Consider the following 20,538-nt stretch of genomic DNA (forward strand, 5'->3'; position numbering starts at 1 on the left):
TCCAAGTTTTTATCTCGTTTTAACCAATATATGGTACTACTTTTTATAATCTTTATTGAAATATTCCATCTTATCAACTATAGTATTTAAAATGGCTTCATGATTACTCTGATATTCTTTCATATCTTTATATATCTGGGCAAACATTTCACTTTTTTGTTCATTATATGCAACCATATAAATTTTAAATTCATCTATATATTTTACTTTCACACTATTATAAAAATCCTTCACTTCTTCTAAAAGTTTTTTCTGGTTACTTTCTAAATTATCAAGAGAAGAATAAAAATTATCAGTCAAATTATCTAATTTCTCGTATATATCCACATAACTTTTTTCCACCTTTTTTTGACCTTTATTAATATCTCTAACACAACCCTCTAAAATATCAAATTTTTTATCCAAATTATTTATACTTTTATTAAAAGTACCTGTAAGTCTACTAAAGCCTTTAAAAATCAAATCAAATCCTTCTACAGATTCTTCTAATCTTTTATTAAAACTTGTCATATATTCAATAGATTTTTGGAATTCCTTTGGAAAGTCAGAAAACTTTTTCACAAATTCATGAGTTTTCTCCATAGTATCTAAAGATTTATTCATAATTTCCCTGGAGATTTTGCCGAATTCATTTATAGTTTCATTATTTGATGCAGACAATTTTTCAATGGCTGTTTCTATTCTTTGAAAGGACTTCCTAAAATTATTTTTACGCAGTTTATTATCCATATAGTCCTGAAGCTTGACCATAATATTCATCAATAATTGTTCTGCATCAAATACTCTGGTAATAAATGTGAGTATTAACGAAAATGCAATACCTACTATGCTGGCATAAAAAGCTACTCCCATGCCTGACAATATAGGGCTTATATTGTCTACAGTAAATTCTCCTGTTCTAAGAGAATTTAAAGATATGGTAAGCCCTGTAAATGTTCCTAAAACCCCCAGAGAATAAATACAGATATGGTCATATTAATTACACTTATAATATTTATTACAGGAATGTTCAATTTATTGAATATCTTGTTATTTGATAAATATCTATAATTTGAAAAGTAAGCTTCTATATAAGATCGGGTATTGATATAATCGGATTTATTCACCATATTGCTATATCCTTCTATTAGATCTTCCACCCCATAAAAGGATTTTTTACAGATGCCTTCATCTATACTCTTTAGCCCCCTATAAACTATTCTGTAAAGAAATATATCAACTAAAAACATTATAACTTCTATAAAAAAAATTGCACTACTAACATCACTGCTGAATATACCCTTTATAAAATTGGCCAGACCTGTCATTAAAATTCCTCCCTTGAAGCCCTATTATTTATTTTCAGATGCTTTAAGTAAAAGTCCTCCTTTTATTTTCTTCTCTGGAAATTTGCCCGGAGATTCTATATTTTTATTATATTCTTTTATAAATTTATCCTTCACACATTCTACATCATTTATGGCTCGAGAACATATACTCTCAATTATATGTTCTTTTTGTAGTACCCTTTTAGGTACTCTTGATATATCATCAATAAATTTACACATATACTCTTCACAAACATCCTCACCAAGGGCAATAACATCCTTATAAGCATTTTTCGCCATAAAATTACCTGGTAATTGTTCCACTGCTTCGTCATAATGATCCGTGGGCATTCCATCAGTTATGAGAAATATTACAGGTAGTAAAGTTTTGTCATTTATCTTTAACTGATTTAATCCACTGGAAACCATCTCTATGGCACTACCCAGAGATGTTATACCCTCTGGTTTTATATCCTCATAAATACTATCATTTATTTTTTCTCCTATTTTTACGCTCCACACAGCAGTATCAGAAAATTTTATAATACCAAAATTCACAATAATATTATCCAACCTGCATTTTTCTTCTATTTCTGGTATTACAAGCTTCATTCCTTCTTTCACATAGGTTAACCTATTATCAATATTCATAGATCCTGAACAATCTACCAGCCACATAAAATAAAGAGATTTTTTCATATTATCCATGGAAATAGAAATTTTCCTATTTAATGTCAGTATATTTGTTTTATAAGCCGCATAAATGGCTGCTCCATTTGATACAACTTCCTTGTAGTCTATATATTCATAAGTTTCTATTTTTCCCAGGGTACCTTCTAGAATATTATCTATTATTTTAATTTTGCTGGAACCCCCTGCCTTAATTATTTTATGGATATCCTTTTTGGAGATTTTTGATAAGTCAATAGTATATTCAAGCATATTTTTTATGGATAATATATAGTGTTCAATACATCTATTTAGTTCCTTCAATGTAAGGGTTGTATCTAAAAAGTTTCCTGGAGGTATATTATAGAGCTTTATATATGCCACTTCACTATCATAAGAAAGTATCTCCTTTGCTCTAACTATCTGCTCCATCAAATTTCTTCTACACAGATTAGCGGTTTTATGGTCATAATTACTAAAATCAAGGTGTTCTTTTTTAAGTATATAATCATAAAGTTCCTCATCAAAATCCAGTCCCCCTAAATTGCTATACCCTTCTGAAGCTAATATATTGAACTGAATTTCATCTTTTGTCTCTATAATCTTAAGAACAGTTATATCAAGACTTCCTCCCCCAAAATCAAACACAAGTATATTTTCTTCCCTTTTTTTATTTACAGGTATGTGCATTCCATAAGCTAGGGCCGCTGCTACAGGCTCTTTAATTGTTCCAACAAGTTCAATATCTGCTAATTTTGCCGCTTCCTCTATGATATTACATTGCTTATCCTTAAAATAACAAGGTACTGCGATCACTGCTCCCTGACATCTAAACTTACCTTCTGGTACAGTAGTCTTGATATTATTATAAATATATTTCAATATGGCAGAACATATATCTGTTGTTGTAAATTCCTTATTATCCAAAAATACAGTTTTTTGTCCATGCGCTATCATTCTTTTAATACTTAAAATATAATTTTCAGGATGAAATACTCCTTTTGCCAAAGCCCCATTACCCACATCAAATTTTCCCTGTTTGAAATAAACTGCAGAAGGTACTGTATATTCCCCCATTGCACCATATATTTCTGCCTTTTTTCCATCCCATTTTGACACAGAGCTGTATGTGGTTCCAAAATCAATACCTACAACTGGATGATGCTGACAGTCATAATACAAAACTTACATCCCCTTCATTCATGATTTTACAATTTTAATATAACTTTAAGATCTCGGTTTTTTTTATTTTACTTTCCTTTTGCTCTACAATTACAATAACAATTTGATCTTCCTTAACTTCAAAGGTTATATTTATCTCAAGAGTACGCTTAGGTGATGGAATAAGGCCTGAAACGTGTACTGTACCTATATGGGCATTTTCTTTTGCAATTTTATGGTTTCCCTGATAAACTTGTATATCTACTTCTGTACAATTATCCTGATCTGTATAAAAAGTAAGAGTTTTTTTTGCAGGAGTTCTTCTATTTTCATGAATCAACACTACAAATTTCCCTTTGGCATCTTCAACCCCCAGGGCATGTGCAGTCACAGGAATAATTGCTATTTTCTTTCTGGTATTTAAATTTCCAGTAAGATATGCCGCATATATGGCCGCCCCTTGAGAAACACATAAACTGGGATCAATGTCTGAATAAACCTTACCTTTTCCAACTATATCATTTAACAGATTGTCAAACATGGGAATTTTACTGGAGCCACCAACCTTGATAACCTTATCTATATCCTCTGGTGTTGTATTAGCCTTATTTAATGTATTTTTAATTATATTTTTTATCTTTTCATAGTAACTTTCTATAACTTCTTCAAATTCATCTCTGCTAAAATTTCTATCCACATTTACTCCTGGTATAACATTGAGAACTGCCATATATGCATTATCTGTAAAGCTCAATGTCTCCTTGGTTTTTATAGCTTCTGCCATAAGTGCCTGTTTTCCTCTCTTTCTCAATCTTTCATTAGTTTCAGATTGAAAATCAATACCTTCAACTTCTATAATATGTTTTAAAAGGGCTCTATCAAAGTCCATACCTCCCAGCCTATCATCTCCTCCAATTCCAAGTACTTCAAAAATCAAATTTTCATTGTCCTCTTTCAATCTAAAGATTGTAAGGTCAAAAGTTCCTCCCCCTAAATCAAAAACAAGTATTGTTTCTTCTCTTTTAATATTATCTCTGCTGTGAAGACATCCATAGGCCAGTGCAGCAGCTATGGGTTCCTGAATTATACCTACAAGATTCAATCCTGCTTTTTTAGCTGCCTGTGAAGTATTTTCCAGCTGATTGGCTTTAAAATAATAAGGCACAGTAACTACAACTCCAGAGGCATTGTACACTCCTTCTGGAAACATATCCTGTACACTTTTATATATATATTTGAGTATCATAGCAGAAACATCTATAGGTGAAAATTGTCTATCCCCGAATTTTATTTTTATATCTTTATTATCCATTAACCTTTTTACACCAATACAAACATTTGAAGGTTCAAAAATTCCGCTGTCAAAAGCCACAGTATCATAAATGAATTCCTTGCTTCTTTCATCAAAATAAACTACTGATTGAAAAACATTACTTCCTCTTGGAGAATATGTCTGAACCCCCTGCCCTGTCCAGAATGAAATAGAACTAAAAGTTGTTCCCAGATCAATTCCAATGACTGGTCTATTTTGACTGTCATAAGGCATGTTATTACCTCCCTCCTAAATATGAAATCTATATTCACATCAATGATCCTGAGCCATGTACTTATACACTATTACTTCTGCAGGCCTTACTATATGCCTATACTCTTCCGTATATATCATATCTTTGTAAATATATCCGTACCTGGCAACCTCATAAATCCTTCCATGAAAATCACTATTGTCAGTTTCCTGAACATCAAACACTTTATGAGTTGTATAATTATACATTTCAAATTTTTCTACTTTGATTCTAGTTATATCCAGAGACTTTAACAACTCTTCCATTTTTTCAAGTAATTTTTCATAGACGGTTTTTATAAGTTCAATAATTTTGTTAACCTCTCCATTTAAATCAGTATAGTCAATTCCTGCCTTTATACCGTCTATAATATTTAGTAAATACATATTTATAAACTTAAAATAATCCTCACTTAGTTTATCTCTATTACCTCTTACGGTACACATATTATTATAGTTTTCATTTGCAACGGCTTGAATTTGTAATAAATCTTTTTCCTGTACTTCACAAAACTCTATTAAATCAGGTATATCCAGTAATGAACTACCATGAAACATTTTTCCATTAACCTCTAATACGTTATTTAACATCCTTGGCACCATATAAATACCCTTGCTCTTGTCCTTATATAAATTTTTGATATTTTCTTTCACAAGTATTTTTTCTAAATTGTTGTATTGAATATTGAATTCGTTTATAATACCGGAAATTTCCCCTATATACTTTTCCATATTTTTCGAGAATTTCTCCCACCTTTGGATCCAGTCATAATATTGTTCTTTTAATATATTAAATTGTTTCAAATCATATTGAAACTGATGCTTAAATTTTATAACATCCTGATTTATATCCTCCAATTCATCTCACCTCCAACTATTACTATATCTATTTCACTGTATGTTAAGCATTTCTATTCCTTAATTACATTTAACGTTATTTCTTCCTGAGATCCTGTACCTAGTGCAGCAGCAGTTACCTTTACAATATTTTCCTCATTTACTTCAAACTTAACAGTTATTTTTTCGGCTCCTTTTGGTGCAGGAGGAATATTACTTAATTTGAACTCTCCTATAAATGTTGCTTTGTCCCTGCCTTCATCATCTTTTTCATTTACAAAAGCTATATCTTCTGATGATTGATATACGTATATAGTAACTTCTGTCTGTGCATCCTTTTGGGTTTTATATTCCTTTTCTCTAATTACAGAAGCCTTTTTGGGTATTTCTGTGCCCTTTTCTATTATATTAGAAAATTCCATACCTTCTGTCATAATACCTAGATTATGAGTTACAATATTAAAAACATCTCCTTCACGAGGAGTTCCCATAGAAGCTGCAAATATTGCCGCCCCTTCTGCTACTATAGTAATAGGATTAAAATCACTATAAGGTTCTACTTTAAAAACTTCTTTAATTCTACTTTTAACTAAAGGAACTAAAGAGGAACCCCCTACTAAGATCACCTTGTCAATATCCTCCATAGAAAGTTTTGCATTATCAAGGGCTAATTTTACACTTTCATCAGTCTTATCAATTAGAGGAGAAATAGCCTGTTCAAAAGTATCTCTGGTAATTTCCATATCCAAATGCAACAGCTCCCCTTCTCCTGTCTGAATTATATTAGGTAAAAGTACATTGGCGCTATTGTTAAAACTCAATTCAATTTTTACATTTTCAGCAATTTCTTTTAATTTTTGCTGTGCAGCTTTCATTTTTTTCTTGCTGATGCCTTGATCTCTTTCCATATCCAATAGGTCGATACCCTTATTTTTCAGTTTAAAATCCTCATTTATAATTTCCATAATACTTCTGTCAAAATCATCTCCCCCCAGCTTTGATATACCTTCTTTGGATAAAATCTCATACTTATCTCTATCTAAATTATTTTTTTTAGTCTGTATCTTTAGTATACAAACATCAAAAGTTCCCCCTCCTAAATCATATACTAAAACATTCTGATCTTTATTGGAATCAAATCCATACATAATGGCTGCAGCCACAGGTTCTTCCAAAAGAGCCAACACATTTAAGCCTGCCATTTCCGCTGCCTTTCTAGTAGCTAATTTTGCATTGTCTGTAAAATTGGCCGGCACACATATTACCACATCATATAAACTTCCTTCTGATTCAAAGTCTTTCTGCTCATAGGCTGCATCTACAAGTTTTGAAAGAATTTCAGAAGCTATTTGTTCCGGACTATAGGTTTTTTCAAAAATAGACAGTTCATATCCTTCCTCCCCCATATGTCTTTTAATTGAACTAACAGTATTCATAGGATCAAGCATAGCCCTGCCTTTAGCTTCTTCTCCTACAAGTTTTGTATTCTTATCAATAAATGATACCACCGATGGCATGTACTCTTTTCCATTTATTTTAAACACTCTAGTTCTACCATTTTCATACACTGAAACTACTGAAGTTGAAGTACCCAGATCTATACCTAATTTATATTTACTATACTTTATTTCTAAGCCTGCCATTTCTATTCCCCTCCTAAAAAATTATCATTTTGTCTTTATATCAATTTTTTTAGACTTAATCTTTTCACTTCTAATTAACTCTTCTACTAAATTCAAATCCAATTGTCCATCATTTTCAAAAGCCTTACGGATAATAGGCATTGTATAACTATTTTCCATTAATTCTACCCCTGTAAAATGGATTATATTATCATCATCCATCTCAAAAATGGCTCCTACAGCTACTTCTTCTTTTTCAGGTTTGGTAATAGAAATTTTCAACTGTCCTACCTCCTCATCTTTTTCCAGTTCTTTATGTTCTCCCCTAAAAACTCTGAATGTAACAACTTCTTGGTATTCATCCACAGTATAGGCAATCAAGCCTGCCCTACATGGTAATAGTGTATTTTTATAAACAACCGGACAAAATTCCAGTACATTTTCGTTATTTAACAAAGCTACTCCATAACTGAAATTAACTTTTTCATCCAACATAAGATCTTCCTTAAATATATCTGTAATAGCACTGCTTTCTTCACTGGCTATAGAATTTGAAAGACTTACTGCTAATATGGCAGCTCCATTTGATACTACTTCATCTACATTAGGTGCAGTAAATGGGTCTCTTACTTCTTTTTTTAATATTTCTCTAATTATTGGAGTCTTAGTGGCTCCCCCCACTAAAATCAATCTGTCAATATCTTCTGAGGTCATATTGGCATCTTTTAATACACTTTTCACCTTCTGTATGGTTTTATCAATGAGAGGTTTTATCAAATCATAATATTCATCCTTTGATAATTCAAAATCCAGATGATAATCCTTTAAAATATTAGGAATAATAATTGAGGTATTCTCCTTCGAAGACAGTTCAATTTTGGCATTTTCAGCAGCCTCTTTAATTTTCTGTCTAGCGGCTGCATATTCTCTTTCTTTTCCCATTTCAATATCAATTTTAGTATCTTCCTTTATTCTTTTATATACAACACTACATATTCTCTCATCAAAATCATCTCCTCCAAGCCTTGAATCTCCATCAAGGGCAATGGCTTCAAATCTATTTCCCTTTACCTTCATTATGGAGACATCAAAGGTTCCTCCCCCTAAATCGTATACCATTATAATTTGGTCTTTATTTTGATTTATCCCATAACTCACTGCAGCAGCAGATGGTTCTGCCATCAACCTAAGTACATTGAATCCAGCTTTCCTGGCTGCATTTTTTGTTGCTTTTCTCTGTTCCGATGTAAAATATGCCGGTGTAGTTATTACTGCATCGGTGATTTTTTCACCTAGTGTAAATTCTGCTTTCTCCTTAATGGCCTTTAATATTTCACAGGCTATATCCTGTGAAGTCATTTTTTGCTTTCCTATAATGTAGGTAGTGTCCTTTCCCATATCCCTTTTTGTTGAACTTATGGTATTTGAAGGATCCATTATAAGCTTAGCCTTTGCTGGATATCCTGTAATAATTTTGCCATTACTGATTGATACTACGGAAGGAAAAGTATTTTTTCCATCTAAAAGTATAGTTTTTACTTTTCCCCTCTTTACATAAGAAATAACTGAATTAGTAGTACCTAAATCAATACCTACAACTACTGACATATTCAATGTCTCCTTTCTATTAGAAAAATAATGACAATATTATCAATAACAAACTGTTAAGGACTATATTGTCACGTTAATACCTACTGTATATTTTTATTAAAAATATTATAAATGAAACATTTTTGTAATTAAAGGTAAATAAACCTGATTTATAAAAAGAAAAACAATAAAACCAAAAATTGCTCCAATTATACATCCATTGATGCGTATCCAATTTAATTCATTGCCAACCTTTAACTGGATAAAATTATTCAATGATTCATCTGTCATATTATTCAATACTTTTTTTATAATAGCGCCAATAACACCATAGCTTGATTTAACCACATTATAAATTAATTCCTTTATACATTCATTAACTGTGTTTTTAAATTTATTGTCAGTTTTAAGGTGATTCCAATAATTATGCAGTTCATCTTTTACCCATGCAATTAAAGGCTGTATGTTATCTACATGAGATTGAATTTTTTCATCAGGTTCACTTTTAAAAATATAAGAAATACTTGTTATGATTTTTTCCAATTCATCCTGTATTTCAATTTTTGCTATAGTTTTCTGCTTCCATTTTTCAATATTATTTATTAATTCTTCATCCTCCTTAAGTTTTTCTATTAAAATTTCAATTTTATTTAAGAATTCAGTATGAATTAACTGTTCTTCATCCTTTAAACTATGAAGCGTTTCTATTATCTGTTCCTGAATTGAAGAAGCAATATCATTTACATTTATAGTATTGGTCCCCTTGCCTACCCCTAAAGCAAATTCCATTAGAATTTTTTTAAATCCCTTTACCTTGTTTACATTATCTTTTATAAGTTTATCTATAATTTTACTAATTTCTTTATTGACTTTTTCTTCATCTGTTTTAATAATTAATTCTTCCAATATAGATTTAAATAATATTTTGCAATGTTTATCTCCTATAGCAAATTTAAGTATCTCACTAAGCCATAAAGATAAATTAAATTCTTTTAATTTATGTCTAAGATTTTTTTCAATAAATAAGGCTACATTACTTGAATCAATGCATCCAATAATATTTTCAGCAAGATCTTTTAATTGATCATAAAAAACAGTTTTATCTTTAGCACTATCTTCAATAAATTCAATTATATTATCTGTAATATTTAATGCATCTATTTTTTCTTTCAATATTTTCCTACTTAAAAGTTCATTTTCTACTACATTAACTATTTGCTCTACAACTTTAACCCTGTTTCTAGGTATTACAGCAGTATGCCATGAAAATCCCAATGGTTTTTTAAACAGTGCAGTTACGGCAAACCAATCAGCTATGCTTCCTACTAAAGCTGCTTCTATAATAAAGCCTGCCATTCTCACATAAAAATTATTATCAAAATGTATTTTTAACAGAATACTTATACCAAAAGCAATAAATAGAATTATTAAAAGCATATCTGCTATTTTCTTGTTTTTCATCTCATTTCTCCCATTTAAGATATGTAAAATATACTATTTAAAAGAAAAAACAGAATCCCTACCAGGCCACCCACTACAGAACCATTGATTCTAATCAGCTGCAGATCATTGCCTGCTTTTGATTCAATTAATTCTATGAGCATATCATTTGAATATTTATTTAAATTCTCCTTTATAACCTCACCTATGCTATTATGGAAATTATCAATAAATTTATTTAGCAATGTTTTTAAATAAATATCTACTTTTTTCTGCACATCTATATTATACCTAAATCTACAAATAAAACTATAAATTTCATTTTCTATTTCACCCACAAAACTTTTTACTATTTTATTTTCTTTGAATTGTTTCCCTGTATAATGGTCAATACTAATATCTTTAAATCCGCTTATTTTCCAGGCTTTAAATTTTTCTTCCATATCCTCATCTGAAACTATATTATTTAGTTTAATGACAATCCATTTCTTAAATTTAATTCTTTCCTGATTATCCAAATCCTTAATATTATTTAAATATTGAACCAGATCTTTTTGAATTATTACAGCAATTTTATCTGGAGATAAATTAAGTATAAAGTCTAATACCACTGTATTCACTATTGCCCTTCTTCTAGCACCTCTTTCATAAGACACCTTTGTTTTACTAACAAGTTCCTCAAGTATTTTACTGGCCTTTTCCGTCTTTATAATTGTTTGTATTTCTTCAATTATAAAATTAATAACTTTATCTCCACTTCCTTTTATAAGAGAAATCTGCAAAGAAGAAATTATGACTTTCCATAAATTAAACTCCATCAATCTATTTATAAGTGAATTGGAATTTATACCTCCATTACCTGAATTATCTCCAGTTAAACTTTCTTCTACTATTAATCCAACTATTTTTTTGATATCCTTATCCCCATTATCTTCAAATAAAAATTTTAAAATAGGTTTAGAAGTATCATATTCCAATAAAAATTTCTTTAAATATTCCTTAGACAATAATTCTTCCGTAACCATATTAACTAGACCCTCAAGTATTTTTTCCCTATTTCTCGGTATTATCTCTGTTTTAAAAGGAATTCCAAGAGGTTTTTTAAATAATGCAGTAATACCATACCAGTCAGCAAAGCCTCCAATCATGGAAGCACAAAAAGCACTGCTTATTAATCCGCCCCAAAAAGTCTTATAAAAAGGACAAGTTATTAAATATCCAAGGGTAACTATAATCAATATTATTGTTGCCTTATAGCGATTCATCTTACAATAACCCACTTTCATAGCTTTATAGTTTTATCCGATATCTTTTAATATATGATTTCTAGAATTATACGGCATATTTACTATTATCCTATGTCCCTGCCAATTTGTAAAAAGCTTCCTTTTTATTTTTTCCTATTTACTCAAATATGGATCACAAATTAAACTCTAAACTGAGATTTTTGAGGAAATATTCCAAATATTCCTCCAGTATGGATAAATAATAAATTTTTATATTCACTGAATTTCCCCTTTTTAATTTCCTGGGTCAATCCATACATTGCTTTACCTGTATATACAGGATCCAATATTATCCCTTCTAACTTTGCAAGTTCCTTAATAAATTCCAGTTCCTCTTCACGGCTCAAGGCATATCCTCTACCTACATATCCATCTATGATATTTATTTCATCCTTTGAAAAATTAAGGTTCACATCAATATATTTCATGCTATCATGTAATATTTCATAAATCCTATCCTTAAAATATTTCTCATTCTGGCATACATTAACTCCATAAATTTTAGCATCATAATTTAATATTCTGCTGCCTAATAACAGTCCTGAATAGGTTCCCCCAGAACCTGTAGCAATAACAATTCCATCAAAATGTACTTTCATTTCTTTTTCCTGGAGCATTATTTCCTCTATAGCTCTATAATAACCAAAACCTCCTATTCCATTTGATGCACCCTCTGGAATAATATAAGGTTTCAGCCCCTTATTTTCCATATTGGTTTTAATTTCTTTCATAACTTCCATTCTTCTATTTTCATATTCCTCTTGAGAAACAAAATAAATTTCGGCTCCTAAAAGCTTATCCAATAAAAGGTTTCCGTCGACTTCTGTATCTTTACTGCCATTTAGAACCAGACAACACTTAAAACCGAGCTTTACAGCCACTGCTGCAGTAGCCCTACAATGATTTGACTGAATTCCACCACAAGTAATTAATGTATCATATCCTTTATCCGCAGCTTCTGCTGCAGAAAATTCTAACTTTCTTATCTTATTCCCAGAAATCTCTGTTCCAGTCTGATCATCCCGTTTTATGTATATATCTGGTCCACCTAGTTTTTTCGATAGTTTTTCCATTTTCTCTATTTTAGTTGGCAAATTAGCCATATTTATTTTTTCTGGAATTTTAATCATTTAATTATCTCCACCTTTAAAAAATCTTTCCTACATTGTAATTATAACAAATAAATCAATACAATATAATACTAAATCCATATCTAATAGTTTTTATAGAAATTACTGCAATTATTTTTTATAACATTTATATATAAAATAACTATTCAAGAAGTGATGATATCACTGCCCAAATAGTTATCCACAATTAATAATTCCATACTTTGCACACAGCAGCTGCTCATATGTAACGCTTCAATTCAATTTAGCCATTCTTTTATGAGAAAAAGATAATTTGAGTAGAATAGGTGTTATAATCGTAGTCAATATCACAACAATCAAAGTTGGAAGAAATATTTCCTCTGAAATTATCCCCTTTTGAAGGCCTATATTAGCAGTAATAATTGCTACTTCCCCCCTTGAGATCATACCAGCTCCAATCTGTACGGATTCACTTTTACTCATCTTCATAAGTCTGGCAGCAGCACCACATCCTATTACCTTGCCAATAACTGCTATGACAAACATAACTAGGGTAATAAGAACTACTTCTAAAGTTAATCCCTTCAAGTTTGCTTCAATTCCAACACTTGCAAAAAATATAAGAGATAAAAAACCTGATGAGATTGCTTTTACATTTCTCTCTAAATATTCTCTATGAACAAATGATGAAAGTATGAGTCCAGCTATATACGCCCCGGTAATAGCTGCTATACCTAAAATTTCAGCAATATATGCTATGAGTACGGCAAATGCTATAGAAAATGTAAGAAATTCTCTTCCCGGTTTTATATAATTCTTAAATTTATTCATATATTTTGGCATATATACCAGTGCAATTATAGAAGTTATACAGAACAACATTACTTTTACAAATACATATACAATTGACAATGTACCTGAAACCTCAGTATTTGAACCGGAAGTTTGTGCTACTGCAAGAACTATAGATATAAGTATAAGCCCGAGAATATCATCTATTACTGCTGCTCCAAGAATATTTATGCCTGCCCTTGTATTTAGTTTTCCAAGTTCTTTAAGAGTTTCTGCTGTAATACTCACGCTGGTGGCAGTCAATATAACTCCTACAAATATATTCTCCCAAAAATCACTAAAAAACATATACGCCCCTAAAGTCCCCAAAACAAGAGGAAGTATTATGCCGCCTAATGCAATTATAAATGATGACAATCCAGCTTTTTTAAACTCTTCTACATTAGTCTCCAGTCCCGCAAGAAACATAAGCAAAATTACTCCAAGATTTGAAAGCAATTTTATATTATCATCATATTGTACAATATTTAATACAACCGGTCCAAGTATTACACCTGCAATCAATGCCCCCAACACTTCCGGCATTTTCATCTTTCTGCTTATTATTCCTCCTGTTTTTGTAAATACAAGTATCAATACAATATTTAACAATGCCTTTTCCATAGCTACCTCCTAAATTTAAAAAAATAATGGAAAGTCCTATAAAGGACTTTCCACCCTAAAAGCCATATTTATCTTGAAATCAAATTAAAATTTGTTCAACCGAAATTATATAGTCAGTATTCTATTATGCACATATGTTATGCCTACAATAATAACATATTCAAAAATATTCCGCAAACATATAATAATCTAAAGGATATCTACATATGCAATCCAATATCATATTACAGTTTATTTTAAATTTTTATAAAAATAATTAGTTTTCCTAAATCACTTCCAAATCAAGATACCTTTTCCTTATCTTCTGAAGGTAAATCAAGATTGTTAACATACTTCTTGGTTTCAGCTGCAATAACTCCACTGAGAAGAAACATTGCTACTACATTTGGAATTACCATCAATGCATTCAATATATCTGCAATTGTCCATACAAGATCAAGACTCACAAGTGTACCTATCAAGGCTACTATTACCCATGCGACTCTGTAAGGTCTAATAACCTTCTTACCAAATAAATATTCAGCAGCTCTCTCTCCGTAATAAGACCATCCTAATACTGTAGAAAGTGCAAATATAGCTAAGGCAATGGCTATTATAATCGGGCCTATTACAGGAATTTGATCCCAAGCAGCACTTGTAAGTAGGGAAGAAGTGTTTGTATCAATAGCAGGATTCTTAATTACGCTGCTTACAATTACAAGTCCTGTCATTAAGCATATTACTACTGTATCCCAAAAAGTACCTGTCATAGACACAAGGGCCTGTCTCACAGGATTTTTAGTTTTAGCAGCAGCTGCTACAATAGGAGCAGAACCCATACCTGACTCATTGGAAAACAAACCTCTTGCAGCACCATAACGGCAAGCAATGGCAACAGTAGATCCTATAAACCCACCTCCTGCAGCCTGTGGAGAAAACGCTGCTTTAACTATAGTAACAACTGTTTGTCCCAAAACGTCTGCATTCATTACTAAAATAATTAAACATCCTAGTACATAAAATATAGCCATAAAGGGTACTAACTTTTCACATACTTTAGTAATAGATTGTACCCCCCCAATAACAACAGCACCTACAAAAATAGCAATTACAATTCCTGAAATCCATGTAGGAATTCCAAAGCTGTTATGTAAAGTTGCTGCAACTGCATTTGTTTGAGTAGAACACCCTATTCCAAAAGCAGCCAAAGCAGTAAATATACAAAAAATTATTCCAAGCCATTTCATTTTAAGTCCTCTTTCAAGGGCATACATAGCTCCCCCAAGCATAGTTCCATCTTCAGTTTTCACTCTATATTTTACAGATATAAGAGCTTCGGCATATTTCGTAGCTATACCAAACACACCTGTAAACCACATCCAAAGCACAGCACCAGGTCCCCCTAAAGTTACTGCTGTTGCAACACCAATTATGTTACCTGTACCTATAGTGGCTGCTAAAGCAGTACTAAGGGCACCAAATTGAGATACATCTCCTTCACCATCAGGATCTTTAGTAACAGATAATTTAATTCCTGTAAATACTTTTTTTTGGATAAATCCAGTTCTGAAAGTAAAGAAAATATGTGTCCCAAAAAGTACGACAATCATGGGCACACCCCATAAAACGCTGTCTATACTGTTCAAAGCATTAATAAGTCCTTCCATTAAAACAACACTCCTCTCATAATAATATTGATAAAAACATAAAAATCAATCGTAAAAATTAATTATATTGTTAATATTGTATCAAATAAACTCATATTTATCAATAATACACAAGTCCCCACTGTTCACAATTATTTGATATTTCTTAAAAATACTTTTATTTTCTTGCAGTATGGGCATTCTTTATAATACAAAATTGATGAAGGATTTTTATATATTAACATTGCTTACTTTTAATATGATGATCATATGTATTCTATCGCTTATAAAGTATATCCATATCCTTACTGGGTCAACACACCATGGTATAATTTTTCTAATGAGTTTACTGATCAATATATTCCTTTTACTGATGAAATGGATTATAACTTAAGATTTGATATTTGGCAATCTGGAAAGGATGATAGTTTAATTGAGTTAAAGGAAAATCTATAATGACTTTGCAATCTTGATACCTATTGGTAAATGATGGCACAATATAATCAATACCGATAATAGACCTCTTAAATTGTACTCTATCTACCCTCCACCTCAGCATCTGCATGATACTAGAGCTAAAGCAATTGCACAAGCTGCTGAAGAAAACCACCACCTGTAATATAAAAAGGGATTGTGAAAAAAATCTGTAAAATAGCTTTTTATAAGTAAAATCAACTTAATTATAAAAGGCTGTTTTTTATAGCAAAATGCGTTAGTTAAATATTTTCTACCTTCTTAAACCAATCTTTTTAATAAATACACATTATCATCTATATTAATTAAGCATCTTTTTAATTTCTTTTATTTCATAAATTCTTCTCTTTCTATTGTGAAAATTACAATCAATTAGTTCAAATAACACAGAATGGAAATATGTCCTATATGGTGGTAAAATATTCTTATGTAATTATAAACATAAATTACCATGCTTTGGAATCCTGGGAGGTATTATTATGCATGATGAAAATTTCCTTAACACCTTGAATAGAGTTGCAGTTATATTCGTAAAGGGTGGAGGAATCATAACAGTTAGTAAACAATTCATTGAAATGACTGAATATACTTATGATGAACTGCTAAATAGAAATATAGCAGATGTATTTAGAACTTTAAAAGTCGGTCCAAATATTAATATTGACAACATTGACGAATATAATAACTATTTTTTGTTTACCAAATCACTTCAAGTTAGATTTGTTAGTATTGAGGTAGTAAAAGAAAAAAATGAACAAATATATATTTTAACAGAAAAATCAAATTTACGATTTGAGCATAGATTTAGTTTTCTTTCTCAAATATCTTCGGAGAATATATATGGAGTAGCAATATATAGCATTCCAGATTATATTTTACTTAAAACTAATCAAATGTACCTTAATTTTCTTGACGCTCCGTATAATACTCCGGAAAATGCATTGGGTAGATTTATAGGCGAAATTATCAAAGGATGGTCATACAGTGGTGCCGATGCTATATTTAATATAGTTACAAATGGTAAATCAGAACATTTAAAAGAGTTTGAACTCCATAAATTTTCAAGGGGTACAACATACTGGGATATTACTTTTATGCCTTTATATGAAAACCAAAATGTTAGATATATTTTAATTTTCTGTGATGAAGTAACTGAAAGAGTTCTTTATAGAAGGCAACTGGAAAAAAAGAATAGAGTAATAGAAAAACAAAAAAAACTGCTGGAACTATTTGTTGAAAATATGGCTGATGGATTGCTTTTATTGGACAAGAATAATAAATTAACTATGCTTAATAAAGCAGCTGAAGATTTATTATACAAGTCAGAGAATATCATTAATAATAGAGATAGTTGTACTCAAACTAGATACTACAATCAAGATGGAAATGAGATTGACATAAGTAATTCTCTAGGTTTAAGAATATTAAAAGGTGAAAAGATAAATGAATTCTTTGTAACAGCAAAAAAGCCTGATAAAACTGTTTATTATAGTATCACTGGAACTCCTATTTATAATGTAAAAGGAAGAATAGACTACGCTGCCCTGTGTGTACATAATATTTCAGAAAAAGTTAAATATGGTCAAAAGAAACGTGAAGCACTTGAAAATACTATAAAAATGAAAGACGAATTTCTCTCAATAATATCACATGAACTTAGGACACCACTTAATGTTATTAGTAGTGCTACTCAAGCAATGAACTCTATTTGTCATGAGGAATTATCGGATAAAGCTAAAAAGTATATAGGTATGATAAGACAGAATACCTTTAGACAACTAAGATTAGTAAATAACCTTCTTGATATTACCCGTGCTAATGCAGAACATATCAAGATTAATAAAAAAAATATTGACATTGTATTTCTGACAAAAACCATCATTGATTCTGTACGCAGTTATGCTTCAAATAAACAAATCGAGATAAAACTTACATCTTCATTTAAAGAGAAGGTAATAGCAATTGATGATGAAAAATATGAGAGAATACTTTTAAACTTACTTTCTAACTCTATTAAATTCACACCAGAAGGTAAATTTATTGTTGTAAATTTGTGTTCTATAAAAGGAAATATATGTGTTAAAGTCAAAGATAATGGAATCGGTATACCACCGGATAAAGTAGATATAATCTTTGAAAGATTTGGACAAGTGGATAGCTCACTATCAAGACAAGCAGAAGGTACAGGTATCGGTTTATCACTGGTGAAAAAGCTGATTGAAGCATTAGGAGGTAGTATATCTGTTAAAAGTAAAGTTGGTATAGGTAGTACTTTTTCGCTCTTACTTCCCGATGAAAAAATAAATCAGAAATGCAAAGAAAAAGAAATGATAAATTTATTAGATAATCATCTTATAGAAAGTATCAATATAGAGTTTTCTGATATTTATTTATAGTTATTTACAATCAACTGATTCCTAAGTTTAGATAGAATTTGATCATGCGAAATGCTTTTTTCCATATGAATTGAAAATTATAAACAGCCAAAACCAAAGAAAGAGGAAGGCAAATTAAATTATCCTCCTCTTTTTATTTATCCTATCTTTCTATATCGGCAAAGACAGCCCTGCCTCTTTGAGGGTCCGAGAAAGTGCCTCTATATACTGATTGCTACCATGAAATGAACCACACACGCCAAGTGCAACTTCAACGACTAATTTTAAACTCTACTGGTTCCCAATCAGGAAATTTGAGTGAGTATGCTTTTGCTTCCATAAAACAATTTTAGGGGATTATATTCAATGCAAGAAATATAAAAAATTGGAAACTCAATTATTAGAGGTACAAGATAAGTTAATAAACACGATTGATGAAAAACTACAAGAGCCATTTGTGGAATATGGAGATATTATAAATTCACAAATAGCAATTATATACAGATAAATTTATATATGTGCTTTGAAGTCTATTGGAATGATTGAAACTATAAAAAAATAAGTAGAATGTTTTTAATAGATACATCTGGTAATACTGTATTATTCAATTTTCAAAGAGCATCACTCATATTTTTTATGATAATTTTTTTCTATACTATTAATATAATTGTATGTAAATTCAATTGCTTTTTTAGTAATTTCTTCACAAACATGAGGAGGGTCATCTGATCTAAAGCCTTGGACACGTAAATCCCTGCAAACTATACTTCCAAAGCTATTTTCAAATTTGCTTGCAAAATTATAACAATAACTCACAATACTTTGATTTCCATACCCAAGTTTTCTTCCAAAGATACCTATAAACATAAGAGAACCCTCTACTAATCCACATTGAGCACCAAATTTCCCTGCACCATGCATTCCAATTGCAGAATCTATGACTTGAGAAGTTAAATCTATCTTGCATATTTCTGCTAAAGTTTTTAAAACTGTAGTTGCACAATTTATATCATCTTCCCAGTAATACTTATGTACTCTATCATTAATCATGGCTCTGTAATTTCCCATTACTTCCCCTCCTACCTCAATTACAGTACTGTTGCAAACATAAAAATATTTCTTAATAAGTCTAAATACTTAAATTATAAAGTAATAAAACTAATTATAGTTTTACTCAAATACTGGACGCATAAAACTTCTTTCAAAACTAATAATGCATCTTGTTTCTTCTGCGTATGCCAATACTGCTTGACATTCCTTATCTGTATTAATTTCTTTTCGATACTTCTCATATTTAGCGAGATTGGGAAAGCTAAATAAATCATAAGCAATATTATTAGCACCTTCATGTGGCATAAAATATCCATGATGAATACCACCCATATGATTTACAAGTTGTATCCACAATTTTGCGTATTTCTCAAATTCATTCAATTTATATGGGTCAATTACATATTTTAAGTAACTTGTAACCATTATTTCACCTCATTTATTAATAATTTTTTTATTGTACATTTCTTAATTAAAATAATTTCTATATGATATTATTCGATAGAGGATAAGATAAAAGTTGTTGATGTCCCTACCATTCCATTTATCTTTAATAGTTCGTCAATATAATCAGTTATATTATGTGGTGAAATACTTCTTACTTTTAGCACTATGCACCATTCACCTGCTAACCTATGACATTCTTCTAAAAATGTACCATTAACATTGATCTTCTTAATTTTCTTAATAATATCTTTAATAATTACTGCATTTATTTTTAAATGTATAAAGACATGTATATTTTGCCCCAACTTATCCCAATCAACTATTGCTTTATATCTTTTAATTACCCCGCAGTCTTCAAGTTTTTTTACTCTTTGGCGAACAGCAGGTCTGGACAAATTTAGATTTTTGCTTATACTTTCATGTGATTCTCTACCATTATCAATAAGTGCTTTAAGGATTTTTTTATCTATATCATCCATGAGCTCACGTCCTTTATAATATATAGTAACATATTTCTTAAATAATATAACTAATAGTAATTAAAT

Annotated in this window: 16 protein-coding genes and 1 other annotated feature; of the genes, 1 reads left to right on the forward strand and 15 read right to left on the reverse strand. The window is 30.5% G+C overall.

Annotated elements, in window-relative coordinates; translation table 11 throughout:
• Positions 1-36: 36 nt before the first annotated feature.
• The 12 genes from AB3K27_RS18945 to AB3K27_RS19000 form a co-directional block, all read right to left on the reverse strand.
• Positions 37-966, reverse strand: a complete 930-nt coding sequence (locus AB3K27_RS18945) for a MotA/TolQ/ExbB proton channel family protein (RefSeq protein ID WP_368491282.1) — start codon at positions 964-966, stop codon at positions 37-39.
• Positions 939-1,307 (reverse strand): hypothetical protein, encoded by a 369-nt coding sequence (locus tag AB3K27_RS18950; RefSeq protein ID WP_368488897.1) that lies wholly within the window; start codon positions 1,305-1,307, stop codon positions 939-941. The genes AB3K27_RS18945 and AB3K27_RS18950 overlap by 28 nt, the downstream gene beginning before the upstream one ends.
• Positions 1,308-1,331: 24 nt before the next feature.
• Positions 1,332-3,158, reverse strand: coding sequence for an Hsp70 family protein (locus AB3K27_RS18955; RefSeq protein ID WP_368488898.1), 1,827 nt, complete (start codon positions 3,156-3,158; stop codon positions 1,332-1,334).
• Between the two features lie 34 nt (positions 3,159-3,192).
• A complete protein-coding gene (locus tag AB3K27_RS18960) occupies positions 3,193-4,683 on the reverse strand; it encodes an Hsp70 family protein (protein ID WP_368488899.1) in 1,491 nt (496 codons plus the stop codon).
• 39 nt (positions 4,684-4,722) lie between these two features.
• Positions 4,723-5,559: a nucleotide exchange factor GrpE gene (grpE, locus tag AB3K27_RS18965; protein WP_368488900.1), complete on the reverse strand. Its 837-nt coding sequence runs from the start codon at positions 5,557-5,559 to the stop codon at positions 4,723-4,725.
• 53 nt (positions 5,560-5,612) lie between these two features.
• On the reverse strand, positions 5,613-7,181 hold the full coding sequence (locus tag AB3K27_RS18970) for an Hsp70 family protein (RefSeq protein WP_368488901.1): 1,569 nt from the start codon (positions 7,179-7,181) through the stop codon (positions 5,613-5,615).
• 24 nt (positions 7,182-7,205) lie between these two features.
• On the reverse strand, positions 7,206-8,768 hold the full coding sequence (locus AB3K27_RS18975) for an Hsp70 family protein (protein ID WP_368488902.1): 1,563 nt from the start codon (positions 8,766-8,768) through the stop codon (positions 7,206-7,208).
• Between the two features lie 108 nt (positions 8,769-8,876).
• Entirely contained in the window at positions 8,877-10,211 is a 1,335-nt protein-coding gene (locus tag AB3K27_RS18980) for a DUF445 domain-containing protein (RefSeq protein ID WP_368488903.1), read from the reverse strand.
• 14 nt (positions 10,212-10,225) lie between these two features.
• Complete coding sequence (locus AB3K27_RS18985; RefSeq protein ID WP_368488904.1) at positions 10,226-11,455, reverse strand: DUF445 domain-containing protein; 1,230 nt, start codon at positions 11,453-11,455, stop codon at positions 10,226-10,228.
• 161 nt (positions 11,456-11,616) lie between these two features.
• Positions 11,617-12,606: a D-cysteine desulfhydrase family protein gene (locus tag AB3K27_RS18990; protein ID WP_368488905.1), complete on the reverse strand. Its 990-nt coding sequence runs from the start codon at positions 12,604-12,606 to the stop codon at positions 11,617-11,619.
• A gap of 234 nt (positions 12,607-12,840) precedes the next feature.
• Positions 12,841-14,022 carry a cation:proton antiporter gene (locus AB3K27_RS18995; RefSeq protein ID WP_368488906.1) on the reverse strand — a complete coding sequence of 394 codons (1,182 nt, stop codon included), beginning with the start codon at positions 14,020-14,022 and terminating at the stop codon, positions 12,841-12,843.
• A gap of 44 nt (positions 14,023-14,066) precedes the next feature.
• Positions 14,067-14,123, reverse strand: a sequence feature (sodium ion sensor (DUF1646 type); this cis-regulatory element may regulate processes involved in with the transportation of sodium ions).
• Positions 14,124-14,303: 180 nt separating this feature from the next.
• On the reverse strand, positions 14,304-15,668 hold the full coding sequence (locus tag AB3K27_RS19000; protein WP_368488907.1) for an alanine/glycine:cation symporter family protein: 1,365 nt from the start codon (positions 15,666-15,668) through the stop codon (positions 14,304-14,306).
• A 932-nt stretch (positions 15,669-16,600) separates the two neighbouring features.
• Here AB3K27_RS19000 and AB3K27_RS19005 point away from each other — a divergent pair.
• The gene (locus AB3K27_RS19005; RefSeq protein ID WP_368488908.1) at positions 16,601-18,517 is read left to right on the forward strand and encodes an ATP-binding protein; all 1,917 of its coding nucleotides are present in this window, start codon (positions 16,601-16,603) and stop codon (positions 18,515-18,517) included.
• A gap of 600 nt (positions 18,518-19,117) precedes the next feature.
• On the opposite strand, the gene AB3K27_RS19010 is transcribed toward AB3K27_RS19005, so the two are convergent.
• The 3 genes from AB3K27_RS19010 to AB3K27_RS19020 form a co-directional block, all read right to left on the reverse strand.
• Positions 19,118-19,564, reverse strand: coding sequence for a C-GCAxxG-C-C family protein (locus AB3K27_RS19010; RefSeq protein ID WP_368488909.1), 447 nt, complete (start codon positions 19,562-19,564; stop codon positions 19,118-19,120).
• Positions 19,565-19,666: 102 nt separating this feature from the next.
• The gene (locus AB3K27_RS19015) at positions 19,667-19,972 is read right to left on the reverse strand and encodes an NIPSNAP family protein (RefSeq protein ID WP_368488910.1); all 306 of its coding nucleotides are present in this window, start codon (positions 19,970-19,972) and stop codon (positions 19,667-19,669) included.
• A 68-nt stretch (positions 19,973-20,040) separates the two neighbouring features.
• On the reverse strand, positions 20,041-20,472 hold the full coding sequence (locus AB3K27_RS19020) for an Lrp/AsnC family transcriptional regulator (RefSeq protein WP_368488911.1): 432 nt from the start codon (positions 20,470-20,472) through the stop codon (positions 20,041-20,043).
• Positions 20,473-20,538: the final 66 nt, after the last annotated feature.

Origin of the sequence: Clostridium sp. BJN0013, from assembly GCF_040939125.1 — a bacterium.
GTDB lineage: Bacteria > Bacillota > Clostridia > Clostridiales > Clostridiaceae > Clostridium_B.